26 protein-coding genes are annotated in these 25,121 nt (G+C 37.4%); 20 read left to right on the forward strand and 6 right to left on the reverse strand.

The window, feature by feature from the left end:
• Positions 1 to 16 precede the first annotated feature (16 nt).
• Genes ACVPPQ_RS07250 through ACVPPQ_RS07285 form a run of 8 tightly spaced genes read left to right on the forward strand, consistent with a single transcriptional unit; the run spans position 17 to position 8,600 of the window.
• Positions 17 to 745 carry an IspD/TarI family cytidylyltransferase gene (locus ACVPPQ_RS07250; protein WP_463493663.1) on the forward strand — a complete coding sequence of 243 codons (729 nt, stop codon included), beginning with the start codon at positions 17 to 19 and terminating at the stop codon, positions 743 to 745.
• Positions 745 to 1,770: an alcohol dehydrogenase catalytic domain-containing protein gene (locus tag ACVPPQ_RS07255; protein WP_463493664.1), complete on the forward strand. Its 1,026-nt coding sequence runs from the start codon at positions 745 to 747 to the stop codon at positions 1,768 to 1,770. The genes ACVPPQ_RS07250 and ACVPPQ_RS07255 overlap by 1 nt, the downstream gene beginning before the upstream one ends.
• A gap of 54 nt (positions 1,771 to 1,824) precedes the next feature.
• Positions 1,825 to 2,805, forward strand: a complete 981-nt coding sequence (locus ACVPPQ_RS07260) for a stealth family protein (protein ID WP_463493666.1) — start codon at positions 1,825 to 1,827, stop codon at positions 2,803 to 2,805.
• A gap of 17 nt (positions 2,806 to 2,822) precedes the next feature.
• Positions 2,823 to 3,830: a sugar transferase gene (locus ACVPPQ_RS07265; RefSeq protein WP_463493668.1), complete on the forward strand. Its 1,008-nt coding sequence runs from the start codon at positions 2,823 to 2,825 to the stop codon at positions 3,828 to 3,830.
• A 25-nt stretch (positions 3,831 to 3,855) separates the two neighbouring features.
• Positions 3,856 to 5,226, forward strand: a complete 1,371-nt coding sequence (locus tag ACVPPQ_RS07270; protein ID WP_463493670.1) for an O-antigen ligase family protein — start codon at positions 3,856 to 3,858, stop codon at positions 5,224 to 5,226.
• Complete coding sequence (locus ACVPPQ_RS07275; RefSeq protein ID WP_463493672.1) at positions 5,219 to 6,247, forward strand: acyltransferase family protein; 1,029 nt, start codon at positions 5,219 to 5,221, stop codon at positions 6,245 to 6,247. Before ACVPPQ_RS07270 ends, ACVPPQ_RS07275 begins: the two co-directional genes overlap by 8 nt.
• A gap of 14 nt (positions 6,248 to 6,261) precedes the next feature.
• Complete coding sequence (gene glf / locus ACVPPQ_RS07280) at positions 6,262 to 7,374, forward strand: UDP-galactopyranose mutase (protein WP_463493674.1); 1,113 nt, start codon at positions 6,262 to 6,264, stop codon at positions 7,372 to 7,374.
• A 20-nt stretch (positions 7,375 to 7,394) separates the two neighbouring features.
• Positions 7,395 to 8,600, forward strand: a complete 1,206-nt coding sequence (locus ACVPPQ_RS07285) for a hypothetical protein (protein WP_463493676.1) — start codon at positions 7,395 to 7,397, stop codon at positions 8,598 to 8,600.
• Positions 8,601 to 8,671: 71 nt separating this feature from the next.
• Here ACVPPQ_RS07285 and ACVPPQ_RS07290 read toward each other — a convergent pair whose 3' ends face one another.
• Together ACVPPQ_RS07290 and ACVPPQ_RS07295 are read right to left on the reverse strand one after the other, a co-directional pair.
• Positions 8,672 to 9,226: a sigma-70 family RNA polymerase sigma factor gene (locus ACVPPQ_RS07290; protein ID WP_463493678.1), complete on the reverse strand. Its 555-nt coding sequence runs from the start codon at positions 9,224 to 9,226 to the stop codon at positions 8,672 to 8,674.
• 406 nt (positions 9,227 to 9,632) lie between these two features.
• Entirely contained in the window at positions 9,633 to 10,241 is a 609-nt protein-coding gene (locus tag ACVPPQ_RS07295; protein WP_463493679.1) for a competence protein ComK, read from the reverse strand.
• Positions 10,242 to 10,439: 198 nt separating this feature from the next.
• Between ACVPPQ_RS07295 and galU the strand changes: the two genes are divergently transcribed.
• The 10 genes from galU to ACVPPQ_RS07345 all read left to right on the forward strand — a co-directional run bounded on the left by galU (position 10,440) and on the right by ACVPPQ_RS07345 (position 20,723).
• A complete protein-coding gene (gene galU, locus ACVPPQ_RS07300; RefSeq protein WP_463493681.1) occupies positions 10,440 to 11,324 on the forward strand; it encodes a UTP--glucose-1-phosphate uridylyltransferase GalU in 885 nt (294 codons plus the stop codon).
• Between the two features lie 453 nt (positions 11,325 to 11,777).
• Entirely contained in the window at positions 11,778 to 12,038 is a 261-nt protein-coding gene (locus ACVPPQ_RS07305) for an AbrB/MazE/SpoVT family DNA-binding domain-containing protein (RefSeq protein WP_463493683.1), read from the forward strand.
• Positions 12,028 to 12,420, forward strand: coding sequence for a type II toxin-antitoxin system death-on-curing family toxin (locus ACVPPQ_RS07310; protein WP_463493685.1), 393 nt, complete (start codon positions 12,028 to 12,030; stop codon positions 12,418 to 12,420). The genes ACVPPQ_RS07305 and ACVPPQ_RS07310 overlap by 11 nt, the downstream gene beginning before the upstream one ends.
• Before the next feature lie 333 nt (positions 12,421 to 12,753).
• A complete protein-coding gene (locus tag ACVPPQ_RS07315; RefSeq protein ID WP_463496350.1) occupies positions 12,754 to 14,136 on the forward strand; it encodes an amino acid ABC transporter substrate-binding protein/permease in 1,383 nt (460 codons plus the stop codon).
• Positions 14,133 to 14,870: an amino acid ABC transporter ATP-binding protein gene (locus tag ACVPPQ_RS07320; RefSeq protein ID WP_106483432.1), complete on the forward strand. Its 738-nt coding sequence runs from the start codon at positions 14,133 to 14,135 to the stop codon at positions 14,868 to 14,870. The genes ACVPPQ_RS07315 and ACVPPQ_RS07320 overlap by 4 nt, the downstream gene beginning before the upstream one ends.
• 145 nt (positions 14,871 to 15,015) lie before the next feature.
• The gene (locus ACVPPQ_RS07325) at positions 15,016 to 15,462 is read left to right on the forward strand and encodes a PTS fructose transporter subunit IIA (protein ID WP_463493687.1); all 447 of its coding nucleotides are present in this window, start codon (positions 15,016 to 15,018) and stop codon (positions 15,460 to 15,462) included.
• Between the two features lie 11 nt (positions 15,463 to 15,473).
• Positions 15,474 to 16,895: a PTS fructose-like transporter subunit IIBC gene (locus ACVPPQ_RS07330; RefSeq protein WP_463493689.1), complete on the forward strand. Its 1,422-nt coding sequence runs from the start codon at positions 15,474 to 15,476 to the stop codon at positions 16,893 to 16,895.
• Positions 16,896 to 16,950: 55 nt separating this feature from the next.
• Positions 16,951 to 18,117: a MalY/PatB family protein gene (locus ACVPPQ_RS07335; protein ID WP_463496351.1), complete on the forward strand. Its 1,167-nt coding sequence runs from the start codon at positions 16,951 to 16,953 to the stop codon at positions 18,115 to 18,117.
• Between the two features lie 2 nt (positions 18,118 to 18,119).
• Complete coding sequence (locus ACVPPQ_RS07340) at positions 18,120 to 19,796, forward strand: HTH domain-containing protein (protein ID WP_463493691.1); 1,677 nt, start codon at positions 18,120 to 18,122, stop codon at positions 19,794 to 19,796.
• Between the two features lie 105 nt (positions 19,797 to 19,901).
• A complete protein-coding gene (locus ACVPPQ_RS07345) occupies positions 19,902 to 20,723 on the forward strand; it encodes a TIM barrel protein (protein ID WP_463493693.1) in 822 nt (273 codons plus the stop codon).
• Between the two features lie 43 nt (positions 20,724 to 20,766).
• Here the strand turns inward: ACVPPQ_RS07345 and ACVPPQ_RS07350 are convergent, their stop codons facing one another.
• The 4 genes from ACVPPQ_RS07350 to ACVPPQ_RS07365 form a co-directional block, all read right to left on the reverse strand.
• Positions 20,767 to 21,069, reverse strand: a complete 303-nt coding sequence (locus ACVPPQ_RS07350) for a hypothetical protein (protein WP_463493695.1) — start codon at positions 21,067 to 21,069, stop codon at positions 20,767 to 20,769.
• 11 nt (positions 21,070 to 21,080) lie between these two features.
• Positions 21,081 to 21,887: a hypothetical protein gene (locus ACVPPQ_RS07355; protein ID WP_463493696.1), complete on the reverse strand. Its 807-nt coding sequence runs from the start codon at positions 21,885 to 21,887 to the stop codon at positions 21,081 to 21,083.
• Positions 21,888 to 21,990: 103 nt separating this feature from the next.
• Positions 21,991 to 22,218, reverse strand: coding sequence for a DUF2922 domain-containing protein (locus ACVPPQ_RS07360; protein WP_463493698.1), 228 nt, complete (start codon positions 22,216 to 22,218; stop codon positions 21,991 to 21,993).
• Between the two features lie 18 nt (positions 22,219 to 22,236).
• A complete protein-coding gene (locus ACVPPQ_RS07365) occupies positions 22,237 to 22,449 on the reverse strand; it encodes a DUF1659 domain-containing protein (RefSeq protein ID WP_463493699.1) in 213 nt (70 codons plus the stop codon).
• Between the two features lie 211 nt (positions 22,450 to 22,660).
• Between ACVPPQ_RS07365 and ACVPPQ_RS07370 the strand changes: the two genes are divergently transcribed.
• Both ACVPPQ_RS07370 and ACVPPQ_RS07375 read left to right on the forward strand, forming a co-directional pair.
• Positions 22,661 to 23,857, forward strand: coding sequence for an acetyl-CoA C-acetyltransferase (locus ACVPPQ_RS07370; protein ID WP_463493701.1), 1,197 nt, complete (start codon positions 22,661 to 22,663; stop codon positions 23,855 to 23,857).
• A complete protein-coding gene (locus ACVPPQ_RS07375) occupies positions 23,850 to 25,118 on the forward strand; it encodes a hydroxymethylglutaryl-CoA reductase, degradative (protein WP_463493703.1) in 1,269 nt (422 codons plus the stop codon). The genes ACVPPQ_RS07370 and ACVPPQ_RS07375 overlap by 8 nt, the downstream gene beginning before the upstream one ends.
• The last annotated feature ends 3 nt before the right edge of the window (positions 25,119 to 25,121 follow it).

A 25,121-nucleotide genomic window follows, 5' to 3' on the forward strand; every position in this document is an offset into this window, starting at 1 on the left:
AAGGGATGGTTTAATAATGAAATATGCAGAGATATTAGCAGGTGGCAAAGGGACTAGAATGGGGAATACTAGTTTACCAAAGCAATTTTTAAATTTGGGAAATGCACCCATCATTATTCAAACAATAGAAAAATTTTTAATGAACATACAATTTGATGGAATTGTAGTCGTTGTTTCAACTGACTGGGTTGAATATACAATGGATTTATTAAAAAAATATTTTTCAAATGATGATATGGATAGAATTTATTTGGTACAAGGCGGTTCTGATCGTAGTGAAACATTGATAAATGGATTAAAGTTTATTGAATCAAAATTTGGATTAACCGAAGATGATATCGTGGTCACACACGATGCCGTTAGACCTTTTGTCAGTCAACGAATTATTGAAGAAAATATTGAGAATGCATTAAAGTACGGAGCTGTCGATACTGTGATACCCTCAATAGATACGATTGTAAAATCAAATTCTGAACGTACTGATATTGCAGAAATTCCCAATAGAAATACAATGTTTCAAGGACAGACGCCACAATCATTTAACATTAAATTATTATTAGGTGCATATGAAGAATTAACAGAGGATGAAAAATTAATATTAACGGACGCGGCCAAGGTTGTTCTACTATCTGATAATGGTGTAGATGTTAAGTTAGTTACTGGTGAGCAACAAAATTTTAAAATTACAACCAGTTTTGATTTGAAATTAGCAGAAGCGCTTATTAATAAAAGTGAGGAAAACTAATGTTAAAACAAATCTATCAGTTAGTTGGCGAAAAAAAATTCGAATCTAAAATTGTTTCACAACGAGCAAAAGATAATCAGGTAGTTATCCGACCAGATTATCTATCTATTTGTCATGCAGATCAACGTTATTTTAATTTTGAACGTGATTCAGAGATAATGGCACAAAAACTACCAATGGCATTGGTGCATGAAGGTATGGGAACTGTTGTATATAGTAAGAGTAAAGAGTATAACATCGGTGATAAAGTAGTTATTGTTCCAACTGTTAATGTGCACAAGGAAATCGAGTATGGTGAAAATTATTTATTAGATTCACAGTTTATGTCATCAAATCGTGATGGATTAATGCAAGAATTTATGATTTTAGATGATAATCAAATTGTGAAACTAGCTGCAGGTATTCCAGAAACAGTTGCAGCATTTATTGAAATGATGTCTGTCAGCAAGCACGCTTTGAATCGTATTTTTAAGAGTGTGACAAGTGATATTGAATCAGTTGGTATTTGGGGTGATGGGAATGTTAGTTATATGATTGCTGCTATCTTGAAAGAGATTGACCCTAAAGTGAAAATATATATTCTAGGACATCATCAAAATAAATTAGATTATTATTCTTTTGTAGAGGGAACATACTTAACCGATAATATTCCCAATGAGCTTATGATAGATGTTGCGATTGAAGCAACAGGTGGTTCTGGTTGTGCGATGGCAATTCGTCAAATTATTCAACATATTAATCCTGAAGGCACTATCTCTTTATTAGGCGTTAGTGAAGATGAGGTACCAATCAATACTAGAATGGTTTTACAAAAAGGATTACGGTTGATTGGAAATAGTCGATCATCAGTGAAAGATTTTCAAGATGTTGTTGATTTATTAGCAGATAATCAACGATTGATTAGTAGAATGAGTATGCTAGTAAATCAAATTATAAATATTAATACGGTTGAGGACGCTGCAAGTGCATTTATAGTTGATCAAGCTAATTCTTTTGGGAAAACTATTATGAAATGGAATGTATAATTCTAACTAAGTAGTGATGAATTTAGTTGGTTTATGTAGGGAGAAGTAGAAGGTATGGAAAATATTGATTTTGTTGTGACATGGGTAGATGGGAATGATCCTATTTGGTTAAATAAGAAAAATGAATATAGTCCAGAGAATATGTCAATAAATTCTAATATCCGATATCGAGATTTTGGGACATTTAAGTACTGGTTCAGATCGATTGAAAAATATGCGCCTTGGGTGCACAAAGTTTTTTTGGTGACGGAAGGACATTTGCCAGAATGGTTAAATATTGATTCTGATAAGTTAGTTATTGTTAAGCATTCAGATTATATACCGGGAAAATATTTACCGACCTTCAGCTCCAATCCAATAGAATTAAATCTTCATAGAATAAAGGACCTATCTGAGCATTTTGTATTGTTTAACGACGATTTATTTTTAACAAATTATGTAACTGAGGATGATTTTTTTCATAATGGATTACCGAGAAAAGTGGGCATTTATAGCCCAGTAATACCCTATAAAGATTTTTCAACAACTATCTTTAATGATGTTCGTATAATAAATGATAATTTTAATAAAAGAAAAGATTTTAAACAGCATTGGAGAAAATTTATAAGTCCTAGATATGGCAGAGAACAATTAAGAACTTTGGCGATGATGCCTTGGAAAAATGTGACTGGATATCGGAATTTACATTTAACATCATCACATCTAAAAACAACAATGGAAAGTGTTTGGACGGCAGCGTATCCTCAATTGGATCAAACATCAAAAAATAAGTTCAGAACGCTTTCAGATGTTAATCATTGGTTGTTTAGTTATTGGCAAATTGAGAGCGGTGATTTTTATCCGCAATCAGTTAATTTGGGGAAACACTATACTTTGGTTGATTATGATCGAATACTAGCTGATATTAATAATGGTCATCAAAAGGAAATCTGTATTAATGATGATGCTGATATTGAAGATTATGAAATAAAGATGAGCAATATTATTAAAGCTTTGCAGAGTAAGTTTCCGGAAAAATCAAGTTTTGAAAAGTGAAATATTAGGAGATAAATGTGAATAAGTATATTTTAGATGTTAAATACGGTCAAAAAAATACTGCTGGGGCTAAAGCGAAAGAAGATATAACACAGATTCTTTTAAAAAATAATTATAAGAATCTGTCTTTTTCTGTACGAACTAATAAAATTGCTAAACTGCTAATGACTGGGCATGATTGGAAAAAATCATTAGCAAAGGTCAATAATAAAGATGTTGTGGTACTACAATATCCAATGTATAGCAGATATGCTATTAATACTTTCTTTAAAATTGTAAATAAAAAAAATCTAAAAATAAATAAAATCGTAATTATTCATGATATTGAATCTTTAAGACTCTATAAGAATAATAAAAATTTGGTCGATGAAGAATTACAATTATTGAATAAATTTGATTCAATTATTGTACATAATAAAAAAATGGAAGAATGGTTACGGCAAAATGGAATTACGACTAATATGGTATCGTTAGAAATATTTGATTATATTAATGATAATCCTATTGTTGAAGGGTCAAATGAAAAGCCAATTATTTTTGCCGGTAATTTAAAAAAATCTAAATTTCTAGAGAAGTTTTCGGTCGACAAGAAAGTTGAACTATTTGGTGTATTCCCGAGTGATCAATATCCTGATAACATTCATTATAATGGTGTTAAAAGTCCGGAAGAGTTACCTAAATACTTAGATGGTAGTTTTGGATTAGTTTGGGATGGTGATAGTTTAGAAACTAATAGTGGTATTTATGGGGAATATACTAGGTATAATAATCCACATAAAGTTTCATTATATTTAAGTAGTGGACTACCTGTAATTATTTGGAAAGAAGCTGCAATGGCACCGTTTATACAGAATAATAATTTAGGAATCGTTATTGATAATTTGGGAATGATCGACTCGTACTTAGGTTCGATTTCAAATGAAGAATATAATGAAATGAAGTTGAATGTCAGAATGGTATCTTCAAAAATAAAATCAGGTTTTTTCATAGTTAACGCTTTAAATAAAATTGATAATCTTAAATAATATAGTAATACATTAGGAGACAAAAATGGAAATACTACTATTTCTGGCAGGATTGATTTATAAGTCTGCGATTGATATCCCAGGATCGACGCTTCAATTTATAATGATACTTGTCACCATAACTATCATTAAAGTTCTAGGATCTAATAATGAGAGCATAGATGTTAAAATAACTTATAAAACTATAATTTTTACGATTTGTCTCTTAACTTTACAAGCAGTAGCGATGTGGAAAACAAGTAATATAATTGGGAAAGATTATTTCACTAAAGGTATTCTGAAGCTAGGTGTTTTTATAGTCATTTTAGGGCTTTATTTTATATGCTTGAGACTGATACTTACTAGTGATAGGAGCATTGAATTATTTATTAGAGGCAGTTTATATGCATTTATCTTATTGGCAATTGTTTGCATTATACAGCTAATAAATGTTATTGATAATTCAATGTTTAATAATTTTCTGAGTATCAACGGGAAGTATTTTGAAAGACAAAATGCAATAAGAACAACTTGGTATATGTTTGGTAGTTATACGCAAACTTTAAGAAGAGTTAATGGCTTTTATGCGGAATCTGGATTTTTAGCGAGTACCATAGCAATCGTTTTTAGTCCGTTTATGCTAAGTGCCATACAAAATAAGATTAATATATTTTCTCCAAGTAAAAGATATAATCCAATATTTTTTAATATATTAATTCTGATAGTATGTTTGATATTATTAGGTGCAAAAACCAGTACAGGAATTGTTGCAGTTATTTTGGGGGCATTCTTTTTACTATGGAATAATAAAAAGAATAGACTATATTTAATTTTTGGTTATGTATTGATAATTTTCATGATTGTTTGGAGTTATAATAATGTTCCGTTTGTTCAAGATACATTTACACAGTATATATTTGAAAAGGGAACAAGTTCAGGTTCGACTTTAATGAGACTAGGTATTTCTGAATCGGCCATGAAAACAATTATACAGCATCCGATAGTGGGTGTTGGATTTAAGCAAACCGGATTTTTTAATCTTTTGAATGCTCCGGAGTATGTCAAAGGCTTAGCAGAGTATAAACTACTGGCAACATATGGATTGATAGGAGATCAGTCTGTTATTTTAGCAATTATTTCACAATTTGGGCTCATTATAAGTGTAATTGCAGGATATTCTATTTTTAAACTATTTAAAAGAATGAACTACTTTTCAAAATTATTGGAAATGAGAAATAGTAAGAAGGAAATGTATTATAAAGCTATTCTTGATAGTGGCAAGTATTTTTTGCTGATGTTTTTTAGTTTATCTGTTATTTCTTTTTCTTGGGATTTTACATTAATCTTAGTATTATTTATGTTTTATTATGTTGTAACTAAATATATAGAAAAATATATTGAGGTTAATAATGAATAAAAAAAATTTAGATACATTAGATCTATTTAAATTCATAGCTAGTATTTTTGTAGTTGGAATACACCTATTAACACATCCGACCTTGCCTTATCAAACCGGAAAGCTTAATTTTATTATTTTTCAAATATTTGGAAGAGTTGCGGTACCCTTTTTTTTCATTGCTTCTGCGTATTTATTTTATATTAAATATCTACCCAGTCCGAAATTAGAAAAGGTTAAGAAGTTTTCTTTTAGAATAATTAAACTATATATGTTTTGGTTTATTGTGCTTCTTCCAATAACTACTGCACAACATATAATTAAAGGTGAGGGGTCTATTATCTTTAAGTTGATGATTTTAATGAAGAACTTATTTTTTGGTGAGACATTTGGAGCTTCGTGGTATCTAACTAGTTCTATATTTTCTATCGTAGTAATAAGCTATTTATTAAAGTTTTTTTCTCCGAAAAAGTTGATTATTCTAACCATACCTATATTTATATTCTGTGTGTTAACAAGTACATATGGACTATATTTTATGCCATATGAAACATTAAACATGATGAAGATATATTTCTTTCAACCATCTACAAGTATTTTTTGCGGATTATTCTATGTATCTATAGGAGCATATATTGCCCAGAATTCTGAGCAGTTGCAAGAGAAATCTAATATTATTTTAATAGAATTTCTTTGTGGAACAACTATGCTAGGCATCGCAGAAGTATTAAATGCGATGAGAATAGGGGTGGTTTATACGACAGACCAGTATTTTATATTGCCATTTATAGCAATATTACTTTTTATACTTAGTATAAAACTAAAGAGTAATTTAGGTGAAATGGCCTATCATTTAAGGAATTGTAGTACTGTGATATATCTTTCTCACCTAGGAATATCGTTCGTCAATAAATATATATATACGTTTTTTATGAATAAAAATATAAATATATATTTGAATTTTTGTATGACTATACTGTTGGCAATCATACTGTACGTTATGATTTATCGATTAAAAAAGTATTTAAAATATGCTTATTAAGTATGAGGAAAAATATGACTAATTATCTAGTAGTAGGTTCTGGATTGTTTGGCGCAACATTTGCTTATGAAGCGGCTAAACGCGGGAACCACGTTAAAGTAATCGAAAAACGCGATCACATCGCTGGTAACATCTACACCAAAGAAGTAGATGGCATTCAAGTCCACCAATATGGTGCGCATATTTTCCATACTAGCAACAAGGAAATCTGGGACTATATCAACCAATTCGCCGAATTCAATCGGTATACCAACAGTCCAGTCGCTAACTATAAAGGCGAAATCTACAATTTACCGTTCAATATGAACACGTTCAATAAGTTGTGGGGTGTGGTGACACCGGCTGAAGCTGAAGCCAAGATTGCGGAACAACGTAAAGTGTTGGGTGGTAAAGAACCTGAGAATTTGGAAGAACAAGCCATTTCGTTAATCGGAACGGATGTCTATCAAAAACTGATTAAGGGTTATACGGAAAAACAATGGGGCCAAAAAGCGACGGACTTACCATCGTTTATTATTCGCCGGTTACCAGTTCGTTTGACGTATGACAACAACTATTTTAACGATACATACCAAGGCATTCCAATTGGTGGGTATACTCAAATTATTGAAAAGATGTTGGCCAGTGATTTAATCGACGTCGAAACAGGTGTTGATTTCTTCGACCAGAAACAAGCGTACATTGATCAATATGATAAAGTCATTTTCACCGGCATGATTGATCAATTCTTTGATTATCAATTAGGGGAACTCGAATACCGGAGTTTACGGTTTGAAACCGAAGAAAAAGACGTTGATAACTATCAAGGCAACGCCGTGGTTAATTATACGGATGCCGAAACGCCTTATACGCGGATTATTGAACACAAGCATTTTGAATTCGGTAAGGGTGATAAGAATAAAACCATCATTACCAAGGAATACCCAGCTGATTGGTCACGTGGTGACGAACCTTATTACCCAATTAACAACGACCAAACCAACCGTTTATACAAAGCGTATCGTGATTTAGCCCAAACCGAACCCAAAGTGGTCTTTGGTGGCCGTTTAGGCCAATACCGTTATTACGATATGCATCAAGTCATCCACGCTGCGTTACAAGTGGTTAAAGATGAATTAAAGGATTAACCATTGAGGGAGTTAGGTTGATGGAATCAAGTAGACAATTTAAAAATATGGGAGAGCGGATATATTTATCCGCTTTTATTTTATATCTAGCTTATGCGTTTTCCTTAACAACAATGGTCAGTCTATTACCGATTATCCAAACGGTGACATTACAAATTGCATTAACGTTGGTTGTACTGAAAATAGTACTGTTCGACCATTTTTCGCGAGGGCAACTGTTAGGATACGGAATTATATTTGCGTTAGTTTTTTTAGTGGCTTTTTATATGCAGGATTTCAATGTGGTGATGTTATTCATCTTTGCATTGGGCGCCCGAAATATTGATTATCAGCGAATTATTAAGTTATATTTTTGGGAAGCGACTATTCTATTCGCGTTGACTATTATCCTCACATTACACGGTGATGTTGTTAATCTAACCTATCTACGGGATGGTCATATTCGAAACGCATTAGGAATTGTCTATCCGACGAATTTTGCCGCACATGTATTCTATTTAATGCTTTGTTATATTTACATTCGTCGCAATCAGTTGCATTGGTTTGAGTATCTAGGCGGGTTAGGACTGACTTTGTTAACCTATCGTGTCACTTGGGCGCGATTAGATTTCTACTTAATGTTAGCAATGCTCTTATTCTTTTGCATATTACGGTATGGCTTTAAGAACCATCCCGTTAAATGGGTGAGTCGGTTAGCCATCTGGTCAACAATCATTGGTGCGTTATTGATTTATGTACTGACCTATAGTTATCAAGTTGATCATCAATGGCTCGTGAAACTAAACCAGTTATTATCGGGGAGATTAAGATTAGGTAAGCAAGCATTTAACCAGTATCCATTAAGTAATTTTGGTCGATTAATTTCAGAGAATGGTTTTGGTGGACTGGTTGGTAAAGTATTATCTGAACAGTATCGTACCGCCTATTTCTATATTGATTCTTCGTTCATCCGCTTATTATTAATGCAAGGAACTTGGTATACATTAATTATGATTGGTGGTTTCACCACTGCAGTTAGACGGTTCTTCAAAAAAGGCGACTGGCTGTTGCCATTGGTGACAATCTTTATTGCAATTAGCAGTATGATTGATGAACATTTTAACGTGGTTGCGTATAATCCGTTTATTCTAATCATGTTTGCTTGTTTCGATGATTGGTTTACTTGGCTTCAAGTGCGACTATTACCATTATGGCACTCAGTTGAAACTAAAGTCATGAAGCATTAAATATGAATACCCCGCCAGTTTATCTGAAAGAAGATAGGCTGGCGGGGTATTTTTGCGGTACATTAGTCTTTTTATTCAATCAACACTGCACTAAATTTCTTCTGAATCTTAAACTTAATATTATTAGCTGTTCGCCGTGTGACGTTTAAGTCTGCGGCGATTTCTTTGAGTTCAGCATTGTAGAAGTAGCGCAGGACTAAGAAGCGCTGTTCACGTGGAGTACAAGCTTGATAGAGTTGTTCGAAGCACTCTTGATGTAAGAGATTCGCTTCGGCACTACTGATCGGGCTGCTAAGTTGATCGAGATAATCCAGAATCGCATCGTTGTTATCGTCTTGTTGATCGACGAATCCGATGTGCTGGTTGTATTGATTCGTTTGGCGGAAGTCCATCAGTAGCGTCCATTTAACGGCTTGAAAGCAGTAGACCATTAAGGCGTGGCGGTCCGTTTCTGGATTACCCGGGAAATGTTGATAAGCATCGACGAAGGCAAGCAGGCCTTCTTGATACAAATCTTCATAGTTCGACCGTTTGCGGGAGACATTCAGCGCCTTTAAGACGCCGTGAATCAGGGTGTCATCTTGGCTGATGAGGTTGAAAGCGGCTTGAATCTGTTCTTGAGTCATGAAATTATCCTTCTACCATAAGCTTACAGTGTTATATTGACCGGTAAGGTTACTATAACGCGGGTCGGCGAATTGGTCGAAGGTCCGTTTTGGCTGATTTAAGCGGTGTGATACCGCTGTTCATAGTCATATAAGCTGATTATGGCAGTCGAAGATTTGGTGTTGGTTAGAACCGGTTCTTTTATAATCGACGCAATTTTTTAATAAACACACTCACGTCATTGTACCAAGCGAATTCGTGAGGCGCACATTCTGGGAAAGCTTGGGTGGCGGCTTTATAGATGTAATTGGATTTATTGATTTCTAAATCATCTAATAGTTGAACTAAATCAGCAGTGGTCCGGGGAATTTTTTGACAACGGGAGCAGGTACAGTCGTCATACTGATGGATGATACTGTCCGGGAATCAAGATTGAAAGGTTGTTTGATAACCAAAATCTTGTGAGCAAAGCATGGTGCTGGATTTAATAATTCGGCCAATTGCGGCACAGTTATGAATCTCAGTTTCGAGATGCTGGCCATGATAGTCGAGTTCAGCGGTCGTGCCATTTAGAAAACGAAAAAGCACGTGGTGATCGAATTGTTCGAAAGCCGCCACATAATGCAAGGCCACCCAACTGGTGTTTTGATGCGCAGTTCCGCCTAATGGGAGAAATTGATAATCACCATTAATCTGTGGAATTTTGCGATAGTGATCGAAATAACGACAGAGATGTCTCGTTTGTGAAAAATCAATGAGTTGTTGATGATTATAATGTTGGATTAGCTGGCGGGTTGAGTAGGGGGTCAGTGCTAGTTCGTTTTGTTGATTGAGAATCAAACTTTGGTTAGTCGGGTGTTGTCGATTTGCCGGTTGGATCAACAGGGTATCGTGAGTCACGGTTGATTGTTGTGAGGCGGTGTACGGATAGCCAAGCGGTTGCGTAAAATCGAAAGCCGGCGTTGTGCCAAGGCGCGCAGGGTGAAGTTGTGGCGTAGCGATAATTGGTTGTTTGGCACACGGTTTGATTAACATCTAAAAACTCCAATCTATATATAAGATAATACAATCATAGCAACGTTTGGAACCGGATACAAAAATATTGAGAATCTAGTTGTACTTTATTAAGATAATTCTAATCAAGTGGTCTAATTTAAGCGTTTAGGGGTCACAAATCGTTCTGAATATGGCATACTATACTTAGACAGAAAAATTTATTGGGGGATACATACAATGAAAGTACGTAAAGCAGTTATTCCGGCAGCCGGCTTAGGCACCCGTTTTTTACCAGCCACTAAGGCGATGGCTAAGGAAATGTTACCAATCGTGGATAAACCAACCATTCAATTTATCGTGGAAGAGGCGAAAGCTTCTGGGATTGAAGATATTTTGATTATCACGGGTAAGGGTAAGCGGCCAATTGAAGATCATTTCGATTCTGCACCCGAATTGGAACAAAATTTAAAAGCTAAAAATAAAACCAAAATGTTAAAAATGGTCAATGAAACAACCGATATGGGTGTTAATCTCTACTTCATTCGCCAATCACATCCCAATGGTTTAGGCGATGCTGTTCGCTTAGCTAAATCATTCGTTGGTGACGAACCCTTTGTTGTCATGTTAGGCGATGATTTGATGGAAGATAAGATTCCATTGAGCCAACAACTAATTAATGAATATGAAGATACGCACGCTTCACAATTAGCGGTCATGAAGGTGCCCCATGCGGAAGTCGATAAATATGGCGTGATCAATCCTGAAAACAAAGTGAAAGACGATTTATATAACGTTAAGAGCTTCGTTGAAAAACCTGATATCGATAAAGCACCGAGCGATTTAGCAATTATCGGTCGGTACTTATTAACACCAGAAATCTTTGATATCTTAGAAAATCAAAAACCTGGTTTAGGTGGCGAAATTCAATTAACCGACGCTATTGATGAATTGAATAAAACGCAACGTGTTTTCGCTCATGAATTCAAAGGCCGTCGTTACGATGTTGGTAACAAACTAGGATACTTAGAAACAAGTATTGAATACGGCTTAAAACATCCAGAAGTCAAAGATGGTTTAAAGAAATACATTATCGAATTAGCAGAACAATTAAAGAAAAAATAAGTGCTGACTCAAGCGTCTAAACCTTGAGCATAACCTAAGAAGGGCAATTATGGTGAACTGACCATGATTGCCCTTCTGTAGTTAGGCGGAGAGGTTTGCTTGAGGAAGCACGTTAAGAATCGAAGTTGGCTGAGAAGCACGTTTAAAAAAATGAGTGTGTTGAGTTTCGGTCAGCAACTGAGCATTAATTATAAATAACCGGTAATCTTGGCCTTAAGATTATCGGTTATTTTAGATTAAGCGGAAGTTGTTGCAACTCAAAAGCACGTTATAATCAGAGTGCCTGACTGAGCTGGTCAGCTTCTAAGTATAGCCTAAATTAAGATTTCGTGATTATTTTTAGTCATGAGGTCTTATTTTTGTGATTTTCTAATAGCGTACATACGTATATACGGTTATAACGTTTTGTGGTAGAATGGTCGTAATAAGAATTGAAGTAAGGAGATGATCGATATGGATAATGTGCAAGAGCAAGATAGAATTAAGGAAACTAGAAAAATTATTAAAATTGGTAATTCGTATGGTATCAGTATCCCTAAGAAAGAGCTAGAGTCACGTGGAATCGTTCAAGGTGATGAGGTATTAATTGATTTAGGAATTGAAAAAAAGAAGAGTGACTACAGTGTTTCAGCGGAAACAATGAATCTGATTGAGAATACAATTCAAGAGTACGAAACGGTTTTAGAAAGATTAGCAGATTATGATGCAGATTAAAGCCAAAGATATTATTGCAATCAATACAAGTCTTTTAATTAAACGGCATCAAAAGGGAACAATTGTATTTCCTGATAAACTAGCTTATCTCAGTGAAGCACCATATGAAACCCTGTTCGGGCAAGATAATTATCCAACAATTTTTGAAAAAGCGGGTTTTATTTATATCAAATTAATTAAAGGACATATATTTTCAGATGGTAATAAACGAACTGCAATTGTTACGTTAGTGCTCTTTTTGAAAATGAATGGCTATGAATTAAGAATGCCAAATGATGACTTATTTAAATTAACAGTTGATATAGCCTCGGTTGATGATCATCAAATAGATTACGAGGCTGTCTATGCTATTTTGAGAAAAGTAATTAAAAAGATATCATAATTGATTTAGAACACCATCCAATGCGGATGGTGTTCTTTTGTTTATGAGAATTCAATGTGAATGAATTTATATTGGATAATTGCCCGTAAAAGGGGCTTTAATGAGAATGTATATTCATTTAAAGTGACAATAGTGAAAAAATAATCGACAAAATATTAATTAGCGCTTATAATTATTAATATACTATTATAACTTATCTAATCGTTTTCTAATTAAAAACAAAGTGTGTCATTCAATAGAGTAGAGACAACGCGTTTTTGACAGATCGAAGGAGGATTTTACATGAAGAGAATTGTCTTATTTCTAAGTAGCTTTTTGTTAGTCGGCTTATTCATGGTTGGGGGACAATCGGCCAAGCAGGTCCAGGCCGCAACGCAGACTTATCAAATTGGCACTGATGTGACTTATCCCCCGTTTGAATTTGCCAACGAGCAGAATCAATATGTCGGGATTGATATTGATATTATGAAAGGCATCGCCAAATCAGAAGGGTTTAAGGTCGATATCAAACCGCTCGGCTTTAATGCGTCGGTTCAAGCGGTTCAATCGCAACAGATTGATGGCATCATCGCTGGGATGACGATTACCGACGAACGAAAAGCCAAGTTTGATTTTTCGGATCCGTACTATAAAACCGGCGTGGTGATGGCGGTTCAAAAAGATAGTAAAGTCACTGGCTTAGCTGGTTTAAAGGGTAAACGGGTCGCAGTTAAGACTGGGACGTCTGCTAGCGACTACGCCAATTCAATTGCTAAAAAATACGGGTTCACAACTGTGACGTTTGATGAATCGGATAATATGTACAACGATGTGATTAACGGTAATTCCGTAGCGTGTTTCGAAGATCAACCGGTCATGCAATATGGGATTAAAACCGGTCTTGATTTGAAGATTGTTACGAAACCAACGGGTGGTGGCGAATATGGTTTTGCCGTTAAGAAAGGCACGAACCAAGCGCTATTGAAACAATTTAACCAAGGCCTCGCTAAATTAAAAGCGAACGGTCAATATGCTAAGATTCAAGCGAAGTATTTAGGGACAGTCACAACTAAAGCTAAAGCTGATCGTAGTTTCTTCGGCTTAATGAAGGAAAATAAAGATGCGTTATTAAGTGGCTTAGGCCAAACGTTGTTATTAACGGTCATCTCAATTTTCTTCGCGACTATTTTTGGGTTAATTTTTGGGCTTATGGGTGTCTTACCAAGTCGCTTTGCACGGGGTGTTTCGACAACGGTCATCTACATTTTCCGGGGATTGCCATTGATCGTCCTCGCATTATTCATCTATACGGGGATTCCAAGTTTAACGGGCCAAAAGATTCCGGCGATGGTCGCAGGGGTCATCACGTTAATGCTCAATGAAGGGGCGTATACCGCGGCCTTCGTTAAAGGTGGGATTGGTGCTGTCAATTCCGGTCAAATGGAAGCCGCCCGCAGTTTAGGCTTGTCATACGGCAAAGCGATGCGGCGCGTGGTCTTACCACAAGGGATTCGGATTATGGTGCCGTCATTCATTAATCAATTTATTATCACCTTGAAAGATACCTCGATTTTATCGATTATCGGGATTTTAGAATTAACCCAAACCGGGAAAATTATTATTGCGCGTAACCTAGAAGGCTTCAAGATTTGGGCGATGATCGCCTTGATTTATCTCGTCGTGATTACACTCTTGACGTGGCTTTCTAAGTTTGTCGAAAGGAGAATGGCTAAATGATGAATCGGATTGAAGTGTCACACCTCATTAAGAATTATGGTAGCAACGAAGTGTTAAAGGATTTGGATTTAACCGTCGGCAATAATGAAGTGGTGGTTTTAATCGGGCCGTCTGGTTCCGGTAAAAGTACCTTCCTACGCTGTTTAAATCGCTTGGAGGAACCGACTGGCGGTGAAATCGTCATTGATGGGTTTAACGTCAATGATTCGAAAAATGATTTAAACCAAATTCGTGAAAAAATTGGGATGGTTTTCCAACATTTTAACTTATTCGAAAACTTAACCGTCGCTCAAAATATTACGTTGGCGCCAGTTGAACTCGGGAAAATGACCAGCGAAGAAGCTGAAAAAGTGGCGAAGGAATTATTAGCCACGGTCGGTTTATCCGATAAATACGATGCCAAAACGCAATCGTTATCAGGGGGACAAAAGCAACGGGTCGCCATTGCGCGCGCCTTAGCGATGAAACCCGACATTCTCTTGTTCGATGAACCAACTTCAGCACTCGATCCTGAAATGGTCGGCGATGTCTTGGCAGTAATGAAACGGCTCGCTAAAGAGGGGATGACGATGGTCGTCGTCACGCATGAAATGGGCTTTGCGAAAGAAGTCGCCGACCGCGTCATCTTCATGGCGGACGGACACATCGTTGAACAGGGCGCACCAGAAGCCATCTTCGACAACCCGCAGAACCCAAGAACCAAAGATTTCTTACAGAAGGTATTGAATGTGTAATGGTCAAGAGTCGCTAACTTAATTGTTAGCGACTCTTTTTTGATGTTAAATAAAAATGTCACAAGTCGAGTGCCAAAACGAATGTTAACGCTTTCCGATGTTTGCTATATGATTAAGACATCAAATCAGAACGGAGTGATTATAAATGACGATGATTAATGAACAACTAATTGATTTAACCGTAGATGTCAATTCACAACAAGCAATGTTTAGTTATTTAGCAAATTTGGCTTTTCAAGAAGCAAGAGTGTCCGATAGTCAGACAATTGAATTGGGGTTACAAACAAGAGAACAAGAGTCAACGACGGGATTTGGTAAAGGCATTGCAATTCCCCATACTAAAAGTAGTGCAGTTAAAAAACCAACGGTGATTATTGTCCGAAATCAACAAGATTTGGAATGGCATTCTTTGGATGACAAACCGGTCAATACGATTATTAATTTATTAGTTCCGGATAACCAAGCCGATACGCATCTTAAGATGTTAGCGAAACTGAGTCGCCAAATGATGCACACTGACTTTACTGACATTCTTAAAACGGGTTCTAAAGCAGAAATTTTAGCAAGAATTACACAAGTATTATCAGATTAGGAGGGGTCAATATGAAAGTTGTTGGGATTACAAATTGTCCGGCGGGGATTGCTCATACGTATATGGTTGCTGAAGCAATCGAACAAAAATGTAAAGAATTAGGATATGAAGTCCATGTCGAAACACAAGGCGCGAGTGGCGTTGAGAATCGGTTAACCGATTCTCAGATTAGTGAAGCTGACTACGTGGTCTTAGCATTGGGCAAAGGACTTTCTGATGAAGATCGAATTCGATTTGATGGTAAAAAAGTTATTGAATTACCAGTTTCAGAAGCACTTAAACATATCGATACGTTGTTTGATGATATTGATACGAACGCTGTCATTCTACATGCTTCAAAGGTCAAGTTAGGCAACGAACAAAAAGCGGTCAAAGAAGGCATCATGAGCTATTTAATGGCGGGTGTTTCTGCTGCACTACCATTCGTTATTGGTGGTGGTTTGTTAGTCGCACTGGGCAGTATGTTGGTTCAATTTGGAATGCCAAATATTGCCTTGGCTAAAGGCGTGACGCCTTCACTAGCTTGGGTCTTAACGTCAATCGGGAATCTGGGATTTACATTCATGATCCCGATTATGGGGGCATATATCGCCAATGCAATTGGGGACAAACCAGCATTCGCACCAGCATTCTTAGTAACGTACTTGGCAAATGATATTGATCTATTAGGGACTAAGTCCGGTGCCGGTTTCTTAGGGGCCGTGATCATTGGGATTTCAATTGGCTATTTCGTTAAATACTTTAAGAAAATTAAATTAGGCAAGTCATTACAGCCATTATTGGGTTCAATGTTAATTCCGTTTATCACACTACTCGTTTTTGGGTTATTAACTTACTATCTAATCGGCCCGGCAATGTCATGGATTATGAGTAGTTTACTCGGCTTCTTAAATACAATTCCAACGAGCATGAAAGTTGGGACTGGGTTTATTATCGGTGCGATGTTAGCCTTTGATATGGGCGGTCCCGTAAATAAGACAGCTTGGTTCTTTGCCTTTTCACTACTAAGCTCACATGTTTATAATTGGTATGGGATTGTCGGAGTTGTGACCTTATTACCACCAATGGCAGCTGCTATTTCAACTTGGATTCGCCCTGATTTATTTACGAAACAGGAAAGAGGTTCTAGCATTAGTGCTTTTATTGTTGGGGCAACAGTTGCGACAGAACCAGCGATTCCATATGCTTTAGCTGCACCAGTTCCAATGATTACAGCGAATACATTAGCTGGTGGGATTGCGGGTGCATTATCAATTTTATTCAATGTTCAAAGAATTGCACCTGGGATTGGTATTTTTGATCCATTAATTGGCCTTGAAAAACCTTGGTACTTTTTCTATTTGGCAGTCGGTATTGGTTTAATCTTGAATGTTACTTTTATCATTATCTTTAAAGGTGCTTGGTTAAAACGAGAAGCGCGTAAAGCAGCTTAATTAGAATCTAAGGGATGCGCGCAAGTGGCATCCCTTTTTGAGAAGAAGGATGAAAATAATGACTTATAATTTTGATCAAGTGATTGACCGGCATCAAACTTACAGTACACAGTGGGATTATATTCAGGATCGATTTGGACGTAGCGATATTTTACCGTTTTCAATATCGGATACTGATTTTCCGGTTCCCAATGAGGTGTTGGCTGCTTTAACGAAACGAATTCAACATCCCATTTTTGGTTATACACGATGGAATCACCACGATTATAAAAATAGTATTAAAACCTGGTTTGAGGCGGATCAGAAAACCCAGATTGAAGAAGATTGGCTCGTGTATAGTCCGAGTGTTGTTTATACGATTGGGACAATTATTCGTTTGCTAACACAAGTGGGAGATAGTGTCGCTACTTTTACACCGATGTACGATGCTTTTTTTAACACGATTGAAGTTAATCAGCGCCAATTAGCGCCGGTGACGATTCAAGGCGCTGATCAAGGTTATCAAATTGATTGGGATACGCTAGAGGTGGTTCTAGCACAAGATCGAACTAAAATATTTCTATTAACGAATCCCCATAATCCAACGGGGCATTTATTTGATCAAAGTGAACTAGCTAGATTAGTGGCAATGTGTCAAAAATACCATGTTTTTATTATCTCGGATGATATTCATCGTGATATTATTATTGGTGATAAGCAATATTTCCCGATTACAAATTTGACAACTAAGAACGTTGTTTTATGTTGTTCCAACACAAAAACCTTTAATACACCTGGTCTAATTGGCGCATATGCTTTGATTCCAGATAATGATTTAAAAGAAAAGTATTTAACGGCCTTAAAACAAAAGGATGCGTTATCGTCTGCTAGTGTTCTAGGAATTGAAAGTACAATTGCTAGTTATACTGGGAGTCGGGACTACGTTGTAACGTTAAATCAATACTTGCAAGAAAATTATCAAATATTGGCGCAATTTTTAGCGACTGAATTACCAGAAATACAATTTACAATTCCAGATGCGACTTACTTAGCGTGGATTAATGTTTCTGGGTTAGGCTTGAGTAGTGATGAATTACAGGATAAATTAATTAATCAAGGACACGTGGGGATTATGCCAGGCGCAACATATGGTGATAGTCATTATTTGCGGATGAATATCGGCTGTCCAAAGGCAAAGCTAATTGAGGGGTTGAAACGAATGAAGGTCGCACTTCATTCTTAAATATGTTAACAAATAGACAATTAAGAATACTTCAGTATTTATTAGAAAAACCATACTCGGGTCAATCACTGGCCGCTTTGTTGAATACGTCTAGAAGAACCGTTATTAGAGATATCGCGATAATTGATGATTGGCTGACCATCAATGGGTACGGTCGCATTAATAATTCACAAATTTACTCATTAATAGTTATTGAGCGCACCAGAATTCAAAATGAATTACAGCGATTGCAATTTCAAAAATATCGTATTTTATATTTATTATTGACTCATCAATCGTTAACCCTCGATGAATTAGCCGAGGAGCTTTTTATTGGCAAAAAAGATGTTGATGAAATTATTCGAACGTTGAATCAAGAATATCAACAACTCTTAATAATTGATAAAAAAGTTAGTAAGGGTGTTGCAATAAGTCTTTCAGATTATGAACGGATTAATTTATTGGCAAGTTTATTATTTTCATATGCCGATTTATTAAGTGAACAACCAACCCAATTGACCAAGTCTGTACAACACTATCTACAAGAAAATAGTCAGTCACAAAATCTAACAACTATTTTATTATTTGAAACAAAACAACAATTAGCTTTGCAACGGGTAGCATTCTTGATTTGTCAGCAACAGGATTTGTTACAAGTTGACTTTGATAGTTATTTAAAACAGAAATTAGTGAAGGTTGATAAAATTCAAAAATTTGATCTTGCTAAAGTGCTAACTAAAATGAATTATAATTATCAATTAGCGCTAGAAACAACGACTTGTGCAACGATGATTACCCAACATTTGCAACGAACAATTTCGTTTCCTAGTTACTTTGAAAGTTCGGTGGATAATCAGTTTAAAACGTTAAAAATTGAATATCCTTTTATTTTTGAATTTGCTAGCAGTATTACTGAAGAACTACAACACTTCTTGGCAGTCCTTTATATCGATAGTCAATATATTGCGTTATATATGATTAATGCACAAAGACCTAAGAGTAGTCTCGTTAATATTGTAATGTATGAAGAGCGGCATTCAATTGCTAATATTAATCAAAAATTACTAACCGATCAGATTCAAAATATTGATTTACAGGTTATTCACTCAGTTGAGGAGTTGAATAAGGTTATTAATCAAGAGACCGTTTTAGTTCTGCTTGTTGACCAACATCAAATTGCAAAAACGATTAAATTTAAGATGGATTACCTATTTGATGGTTTGATTAATAATACCGATTTAGCTAAAATTCAAGAAATTGTTAGTACGAAACTGATTAATCACGAAATATTAGCTACTTTTAGTGAACAGCATTTTTTATCGATAGCTGCTCAGCCTAAATTTGCGGATACGTTATCAGCTGGATTAAAGCAATTAGCTGATAAAGGTGAATTAACGAGACAACAAGTAGCCGCAATTCAAGAACGTGAGGCTGCGGGCAATCAATTATTAGTTGGTCAGTTATCAATTCCTCATATTCGTGCAGATATTGAAGAACCTTTTAAATTATTCTATCTGCAACTTGACGTGCCGGTAAAAACACAAAATAGTCGAATTGAAGCAATGTTAATAACAATGGTTAGCACAGCTTCAAATGAATATACGCAACTTTTTTCATATCTGTACGCGCAATTTAAAGACGTCAATTTACAGTCTATTCAGGATAGAGCGGATTTATTGAATATATTAATTAGAAAATAAATAAAGAAATGGTTAAACCACTTTGTTTCTAAACAATGATGACGTGTTAAACCTTGTTTGGTGTTAAACTAACTTTAACAAGATTGATTGAAAGAGGGGATTGGGATGCCATTACAATTAGGATTAAAAGCGGGCGTGGATGATCGACAGATTGCCGACCGTTTGCAGTATCATCCAGATGTTTTCGAATTTCATTTAGTTGAAGCAAATGTGACACCGGAAGGATTGAAAGTGTTACGAGACAAGATTCAATACGTCCGCCAACACGGCGTTACGCAGATTGTGTTGCACCACCCCATGAACTGGCAGAATCGGCATCTCGAATTATCGATGAGCGAGGTTGCTTCGCCGGAGCGTTATCGTTTCTTATGGCAGAGCACGCTCGATTTATTGGAATTAGCACAAGCTGAATCGGTCCAATTATTAGTTCATGGTTCATACGATGATCCGATTGAAGAATTGACCGCCGGATACGCGCATCTATGGGAAGCTAGTCAGGTCCTATTTAAACGCATGGATTATCTTCAAAAAATTGGTGGTCACAATATTGTGTTTGAAAATTCAATTTCGCCACTTTTCTATTACGGTAATCCAAATTTAGATCAAGCGATTTTTGCGAAAAACTACCGGTTAGCGTTCGATATCAGTCATTGCTTTATTAAATTGCACGGCGATAATCAAGCGTTAATGCAGAGTTTGAAGACGTTGGGGCCCCACGTCCATCATTATCACCTTGTTGATTCGATGGGTGGTTCGCACGACGGGTTACCGTTGGGCACTGGCAAAATCAATTGGGCTGGTGTGCTACCGTTGTTAAACCCAGCAGCTAGTCGGATTTATGAAGTCAAACTGAAGGATCAAAATGACGCGCAAGAAATGATGGCCAGTCATGCTTATTTACAACAGATAGCGGATTCGCTTAATTAACTTAAAAGGGCCCAATTCACAGTGAATTGGACCCTTTTATCGGTCATCCTAATAGAATTCGATCCTGATCTACTCTAAAACCAAACAACGGATAAACGGTGTCTTGATAATTGACGTAGACGAAGTGTTGATAATACTCTTTTTTATTCAGTAGCAGACTAAATTCCCATTGTTTGAGCGGATGTTTTTTAGTCGCTTCGAGATTAAGTCTCAGTTGCGGTTGGTCATTAATGGTTGCTAATGTGAAGTCGGCAATCGGCCAAACTTGGTGGTCACTATTTTCGAAGAAGATGGTGGCGTTTTTCTGGGTATCGACTAGTAATTGTAATAAATCAATCACACGCATTTTGGGGCCTCCTAATGGCGTCTTTTAGAATGAAAGGCTAATAAACCATTAATCAGCAACCAAGTAATGCCGGATAGGATTAAGGCCATGATACCAATCACGATTAGTGGAATGGCGCCTTTTAATAATAAGTTGGTTAACGCTTGGGGCTGACCGATTAATTGGAGCCCAATCGTGATTAAGGTGACGATAATCACCGTGGCGATGGTGCCGGGAATCGTTCCCTTGAAATCAGCTGGCGATAGATCAAAGCCACCGACAGCAATCATCCCGCACAGGATTAACCAGATTAGAAAAGCAATCGGCGCAGTTGTCGTCAATAGTGTTTTGAACAATGGCCAAATTTGATTGGCGTGCCAACTTGGATTAAAAGCAAACGTCATCCAAACGGTAAAGGTTGGTCGGGCTAATAACCACGTTAACCCGAGAATGCTGATTGAACAGCCAAAAATCGGTGCCAAGCCAATCCATAAATTACCAATCGTCGGCCAAATTTTACCAGTACGATAGCTGTGGGTGACGTGACCGAGTGATCGGTCAGGATTATCACGTAACTTGAAATTAATTAGTTGCATCTCCGTAATTCGGTGACCAAATAGCAAACAGGCTAGAGCGTGACTTGATTCGTGAATGAAGACCCCTAAGCCTCCGACGATTAATTGGGCAGATTGGTGCCATTGCGCGAGGCGTTTTTTGGTCGCATGATTAATGAAGGTTAGTAAGCCGGCAATTAGATAAGGCAGCGCGATTAATAAACCGTTGTTAATCAGGATTAGTTTAATTAATTGGGGCCAGAAATTAGTCGTAGATTCAGTCATTCGTATTATTCCAATCATTAATTGAGTGGCTTAAGTTTACACCAAAACAAATTAAAAAGCCAAACGAATCAAATTAAGAGTCGTTTGGCCTTGAAATTAGTGATTAAGCTTCTTGATCATTGAAGATTGGTGTTTCAATGCGTTCAACGTATTTAGCGGCAATCGGCTTTTTGTAGAGTTGCACGTCATCTTTTTCGAACAGATTGGCAGTTGCAATTTTAGACATTGCGGCTTTGACTTGGTCGGGTGCTAAATTATCATCGGTATAATTGAGACGTAAAACACGGGTTTTGTCGGCACTATTCATAAAGATTAAATTTAATTGTTTCATTTGAAGAGCTCCTTAAGATTATTGAGCCAAGTAAACTGATTTGGTAGTGAGTTCAGCAGATAAAAATTGATCATCTTGGTGTAAAGTCGCTAAGGCTTCGCCAACAGCTTGAATCGATTCGACCGGCGCATCTTCTGCAACTGCGTTAAAGCGGCGATGAAGTGTATCTTCCGGATAATCTTTATTTTGCATTTCAAAAGCGATACTTGATTTTAACCAATTTGTTGTCATAATAAATTCCTCCTAATTGAATGAGTTGTTGTAAGGTCACCGGTGAGTTGCTTACATAGATGAGTAATGCAAAAACGTATTAAAATGGTAATTATTTTTGAAAAAATTTTTAAATAACTCTAAAAATTACTTAAATCGGCATTATTGGGTGTACCAATTCCATAATTTTAGTTATAGTTATAATTAGACTTGAAAGTGAAGAGGGATTGTTATGAAAGAAGTTGTGATTGTCAGTGCTAAACGGACACCAATTGGTAAGTTTGGCGGACAATTAGCCAGTTTAACCGCTGTTCAATTAGGGACCATTGCGGCTAAAGCAGCGATTGCCGTGGCTGGGATTTCGACTGATCAAATTGACCAAGCTATTTTCGGCAATGTTTTACAAGCCGGATCAGGACAGAATATCGCGCGACAAATTGCCCTAAAGAGCGGTTTACGGCAAAGTAGTGCAGCGATGACGATTAATGAAGTCTGTGGTTCTGGTTTAAAGGCACTCCGGTTAGCGCAAAGTGCTATTTTAATGGGCGATGCGGAGATTGTTTTAGTCGGCGGGACTGAAAGCATGTCAAACGCGCCTTATTTAAACACGGGAATGCGTTTTGGGACGCAATTTGGTCATCAGACAGTCGTTGATAGTATTAGTAGTGAGGGGCTTAACGATGCGTTTAATCAGCAACCGATGGGCATTACTGCGGAAAATGTGGCTGCTAAATATCAAGTGACGCGTCAGATGCAAGATGAATTTGCTTTGAAATCTCATCAAAAAGCGGCGCACGCAACAGCTGAAGGTTGGTTCGCCGATGAAATCGTCCCCGTGACGATTCAAACCCGGAAACAAACGATTGAAGTCACACAAGATGAAGCCATCCGGCCGGCAACAACGACCGCGGCGATGGCTAAATTGCGGTCAGCATTTCAAACGGATGGGACTGTCACAGCGGCCAATGCCTCGGGGATTAACGATGGTGCTTCGGCGCTAATCGTGATGACCAAGGACAAAGCAGAAGCACTAGGGATTGTTTATCAAGCAACTTTAGGCGCTTATCAAGAAGTCGGCATTGATCCTGATTATATGGGTGTTGCACCGGTCACGGCGATTGAACAATTGTTGGCTAAAGCGGGTCAAACCAAAGAAACCATTGATTTATTTGAAATTAACGAAGCTTTTGCGGCTTCTAGTCTTGCCGTTCAACAAACGTTGGGATTAGATCCAGCCAAGGTTAATGTTGCTGGCGGTGCCGTCGCATTAGGTCATCCAATCGGGGCTTCAGGTGCACGAATTGTCACGACGTTGATCAATCAATTAAAACGGACACAACAGACAACCGGGATTGCATCACTTTGTATTGGTGGTGGTCTCGGGGTTGCTTATGAAATTCAATTAAACGAGGCTTGGTTAAATGACTAATCCTAAATTTTATCAATTAACGAGAACCGAACGCTTAGCGTGGCTAGTGGCACACGAACAATTGTCGGCAGAAGATGCCACTTTTCTAGCCCAACAGCAACCTTTATCAGACGAAATTGCGGGAAGCATGATTGAAAATCAAATCGGTCAATATCAGTTGCCGTTCGGTGTCGTTCAAGACGTCGTGGTTAACGGTCAATCCTATCAAGTGCCGATGGTCGTCGAAGAACCATCGGTGATTGCTGCGGCCAATAACGCTGCTAAAATGGTCCGTTTGAATGGTGGTTTTCAGACGCACCAGCAACAGCGAACAATGTTAGGCGAAGTCGTTTTAACCGATTTACCAGATTTGAAAGTCGCGCAGAATTGGGTTCTTGCGAATCAGGATTTATTAATGCAAATCGCCCAAGCAGCGCATCCATCGATTGTTAAACGCGGTGGCGGGTTGCAGGCGATTAAAGTCACTGTGGTCGATCGAACCTTCTTGAAATTAGCATTAACAATTGATACGCAAGAAGCGATGGGTGCCAATATCGTCAATACCATTTGTGAAGCAATCGCGCGCGAAGTTCAAAATGATTTGGGCGGGACCATTCTGTTAAGTGTCCTGACCAATGCAGCGTTTGGCGCTGTGACGGTCGCAACTGTCACGCTTGATTCGGCCACTTTAGCGACCAAGCAACTAGCGGGTGATGTTGTCGCTCAGCGAATTGTCCAGGCAACGCGGTTTGCACAAGTTGATTTACCACGTGCAGCGACACACAATAAGGGGATTATGAACGGCGTGGATGCCGTTGTCTTAGCGACCGGTAATGATTGGCGGGCCATTGAAGCCGGTGCCCATAGTTATGCCGCGCAATCGGGCCAGTATCAACCGTTGACTAGTTGGCAGTTAGAGGCTGACGGTCGATTAGTCGGTCGGATTGAAATGCCGTTACCAATCGGCATGGTTGGTGGTTCGATTGGGATTTTACCAATGGTGCAAGTCGCTCATCGTTTATTAAAAGTGGCGAATGCTTGTGAGTTAGCAGGTGTCATTGCCGCGATTGGCTTAGGCCAAAATTTGGCGGCCTTACGCGCGTTAGTTTCTGATGGCATTCAAAAAGGGCACATGGCTCTGCAAGCCAAATCATTAGCCATTGCGGTGGGCGCGACTGAAACGGAAATTGAACCATTAGTCGTCCAATTAGCCCAAGCAAAACATTTAAATACAGCCACTGCGACGGCCTTATTAGCGCAGTTACGGCATAATAACGAATAGATA

It is taken from the genome of Latilactobacillus parafuchuensis (assembly GCF_055271665.1).

What these genes read in the sequence shown, in the direction of transcription:
- ACVPPQ_RS07305 (WP_463493683.1), top strand. Translation starts at nt 11,778, where the DNA reads ATGGATAATGTGCAAGAGCAAGATAGAATTAAGGAAACTAGAAAAATT.
- ACVPPQ_RS07250 (WP_463493663.1), top strand. Translation starts at nt 17, where the DNA reads ATGAAATATGCAGAGATATTAGCAGGTGGCAAAGGGACTAGAATGGGG.
- ACVPPQ_RS07285 (WP_463493676.1), top strand. Translation starts at nt 7,395, where the DNA reads ATGGAATCAAGTAGACAATTTAAAAATATGGGAGAGCGGATATATTTA.
- ACVPPQ_RS07275 (WP_463493672.1), top strand. Translation starts at nt 5,219, where the DNA reads ATGAATAAAAAAAATTTAGATACATTAGATCTATTTAAATTCATAGCT.
- ACVPPQ_RS07365 (WP_463493699.1), bottom strand. Translation starts at nt 22,449, where the DNA reads ATGACAACAAATTGGTTAAAATCAAGTATCGCTTTTGAAATGCAAAAT.
- ACVPPQ_RS07270 (WP_463493670.1), top strand. Translation starts at nt 3,856, where the DNA reads ATGGAAATACTACTATTTCTGGCAGGATTGATTTATAAGTCTGCGATT.
- ACVPPQ_RS07260 (WP_463493666.1), top strand. Translation starts at nt 1,825, where the DNA reads ATGGAAAATATTGATTTTGTTGTGACATGGGTAGATGGGAATGATCCT.
- ACVPPQ_RS07295 (WP_463493679.1), bottom strand. Translation starts at nt 10,241, where the DNA reads ATGTTAATCAAACCGTGTGCCAAACAACCAATTATCGCTACGCCACAA.
- ACVPPQ_RS07340 (WP_463493691.1), top strand. Translation starts at nt 18,120, where the DNA reads ATGTTAACAAATAGACAATTAAGAATACTTCAGTATTTATTAGAAAAA.
- ACVPPQ_RS07345 (WP_463493693.1), top strand. Translation starts at nt 19,902, where the DNA reads ATGCCATTACAATTAGGATTAAAAGCGGGCGTGGATGATCGACAGATT.
- ACVPPQ_RS07320 (WP_106483432.1), top strand. Translation starts at nt 14,133, where the DNA reads ATGATGAATCGGATTGAAGTGTCACACCTCATTAAGAATTATGGTAGC.
- ACVPPQ_RS07350 (WP_463493695.1), bottom strand. Translation starts at nt 21,069, where the DNA reads ATGCGTGTGATTGATTTATTACAATTACTAGTCGATACCCAGAAAAAC.
- ACVPPQ_RS07290 (WP_463493678.1), bottom strand. Translation starts at nt 9,226, where the DNA reads ATGACTCAAGAACAGATTCAAGCCGCTTTCAACCTCATCAGCCAAGAT.
- ACVPPQ_RS07360 (WP_463493698.1), bottom strand. Translation starts at nt 22,218, where the DNA reads ATGAAACAATTAAATTTAATCTTTATGAATAGTGCCGACAAAACCCGT.
- ACVPPQ_RS07375 (WP_463493703.1), top strand. Translation starts at nt 23,850, where the DNA reads ATGACTAATCCTAAATTTTATCAATTAACGAGAACCGAACGCTTAGCG.
- ACVPPQ_RS07310 (WP_463493685.1), top strand. Translation starts at nt 12,028, where the DNA reads ATGCAGATTAAAGCCAAAGATATTATTGCAATCAATACAAGTCTTTTA.
- ACVPPQ_RS07330 (WP_463493689.1), top strand. Translation starts at nt 15,474, where the DNA reads ATGAAAGTTGTTGGGATTACAAATTGTCCGGCGGGGATTGCTCATACG.
- ACVPPQ_RS07325 (WP_463493687.1), top strand. Translation starts at nt 15,016, where the DNA reads ATGACGATGATTAATGAACAACTAATTGATTTAACCGTAGATGTCAAT.
- galU (WP_463493681.1), top strand. Translation starts at nt 10,440, where the DNA reads ATGAAAGTACGTAAAGCAGTTATTCCGGCAGCCGGCTTAGGCACCCGT.
- ACVPPQ_RS07370 (WP_463493701.1), top strand. Translation starts at nt 22,661, where the DNA reads ATGAAAGAAGTTGTGATTGTCAGTGCTAAACGGACACCAATTGGTAAG.
- ACVPPQ_RS07315 (WP_463496350.1), top strand. Translation starts at nt 12,754, where the DNA reads ATGGTTGGGGGACAATCGGCCAAGCAGGTCCAGGCCGCAACGCAGACT.
- glf (WP_463493674.1), top strand. Translation starts at nt 6,262, where the DNA reads ATGACTAATTATCTAGTAGTAGGTTCTGGATTGTTTGGCGCAACATTT.
- ACVPPQ_RS07355 (WP_463493696.1), bottom strand. Translation starts at nt 21,887, where the DNA reads ATGACTGAATCTACGACTAATTTCTGGCCCCAATTAATTAAACTAATC.
- ACVPPQ_RS07255 (WP_463493664.1), top strand. Translation starts at nt 745, where the DNA reads ATGTTAAAACAAATCTATCAGTTAGTTGGCGAAAAAAAATTCGAATCT.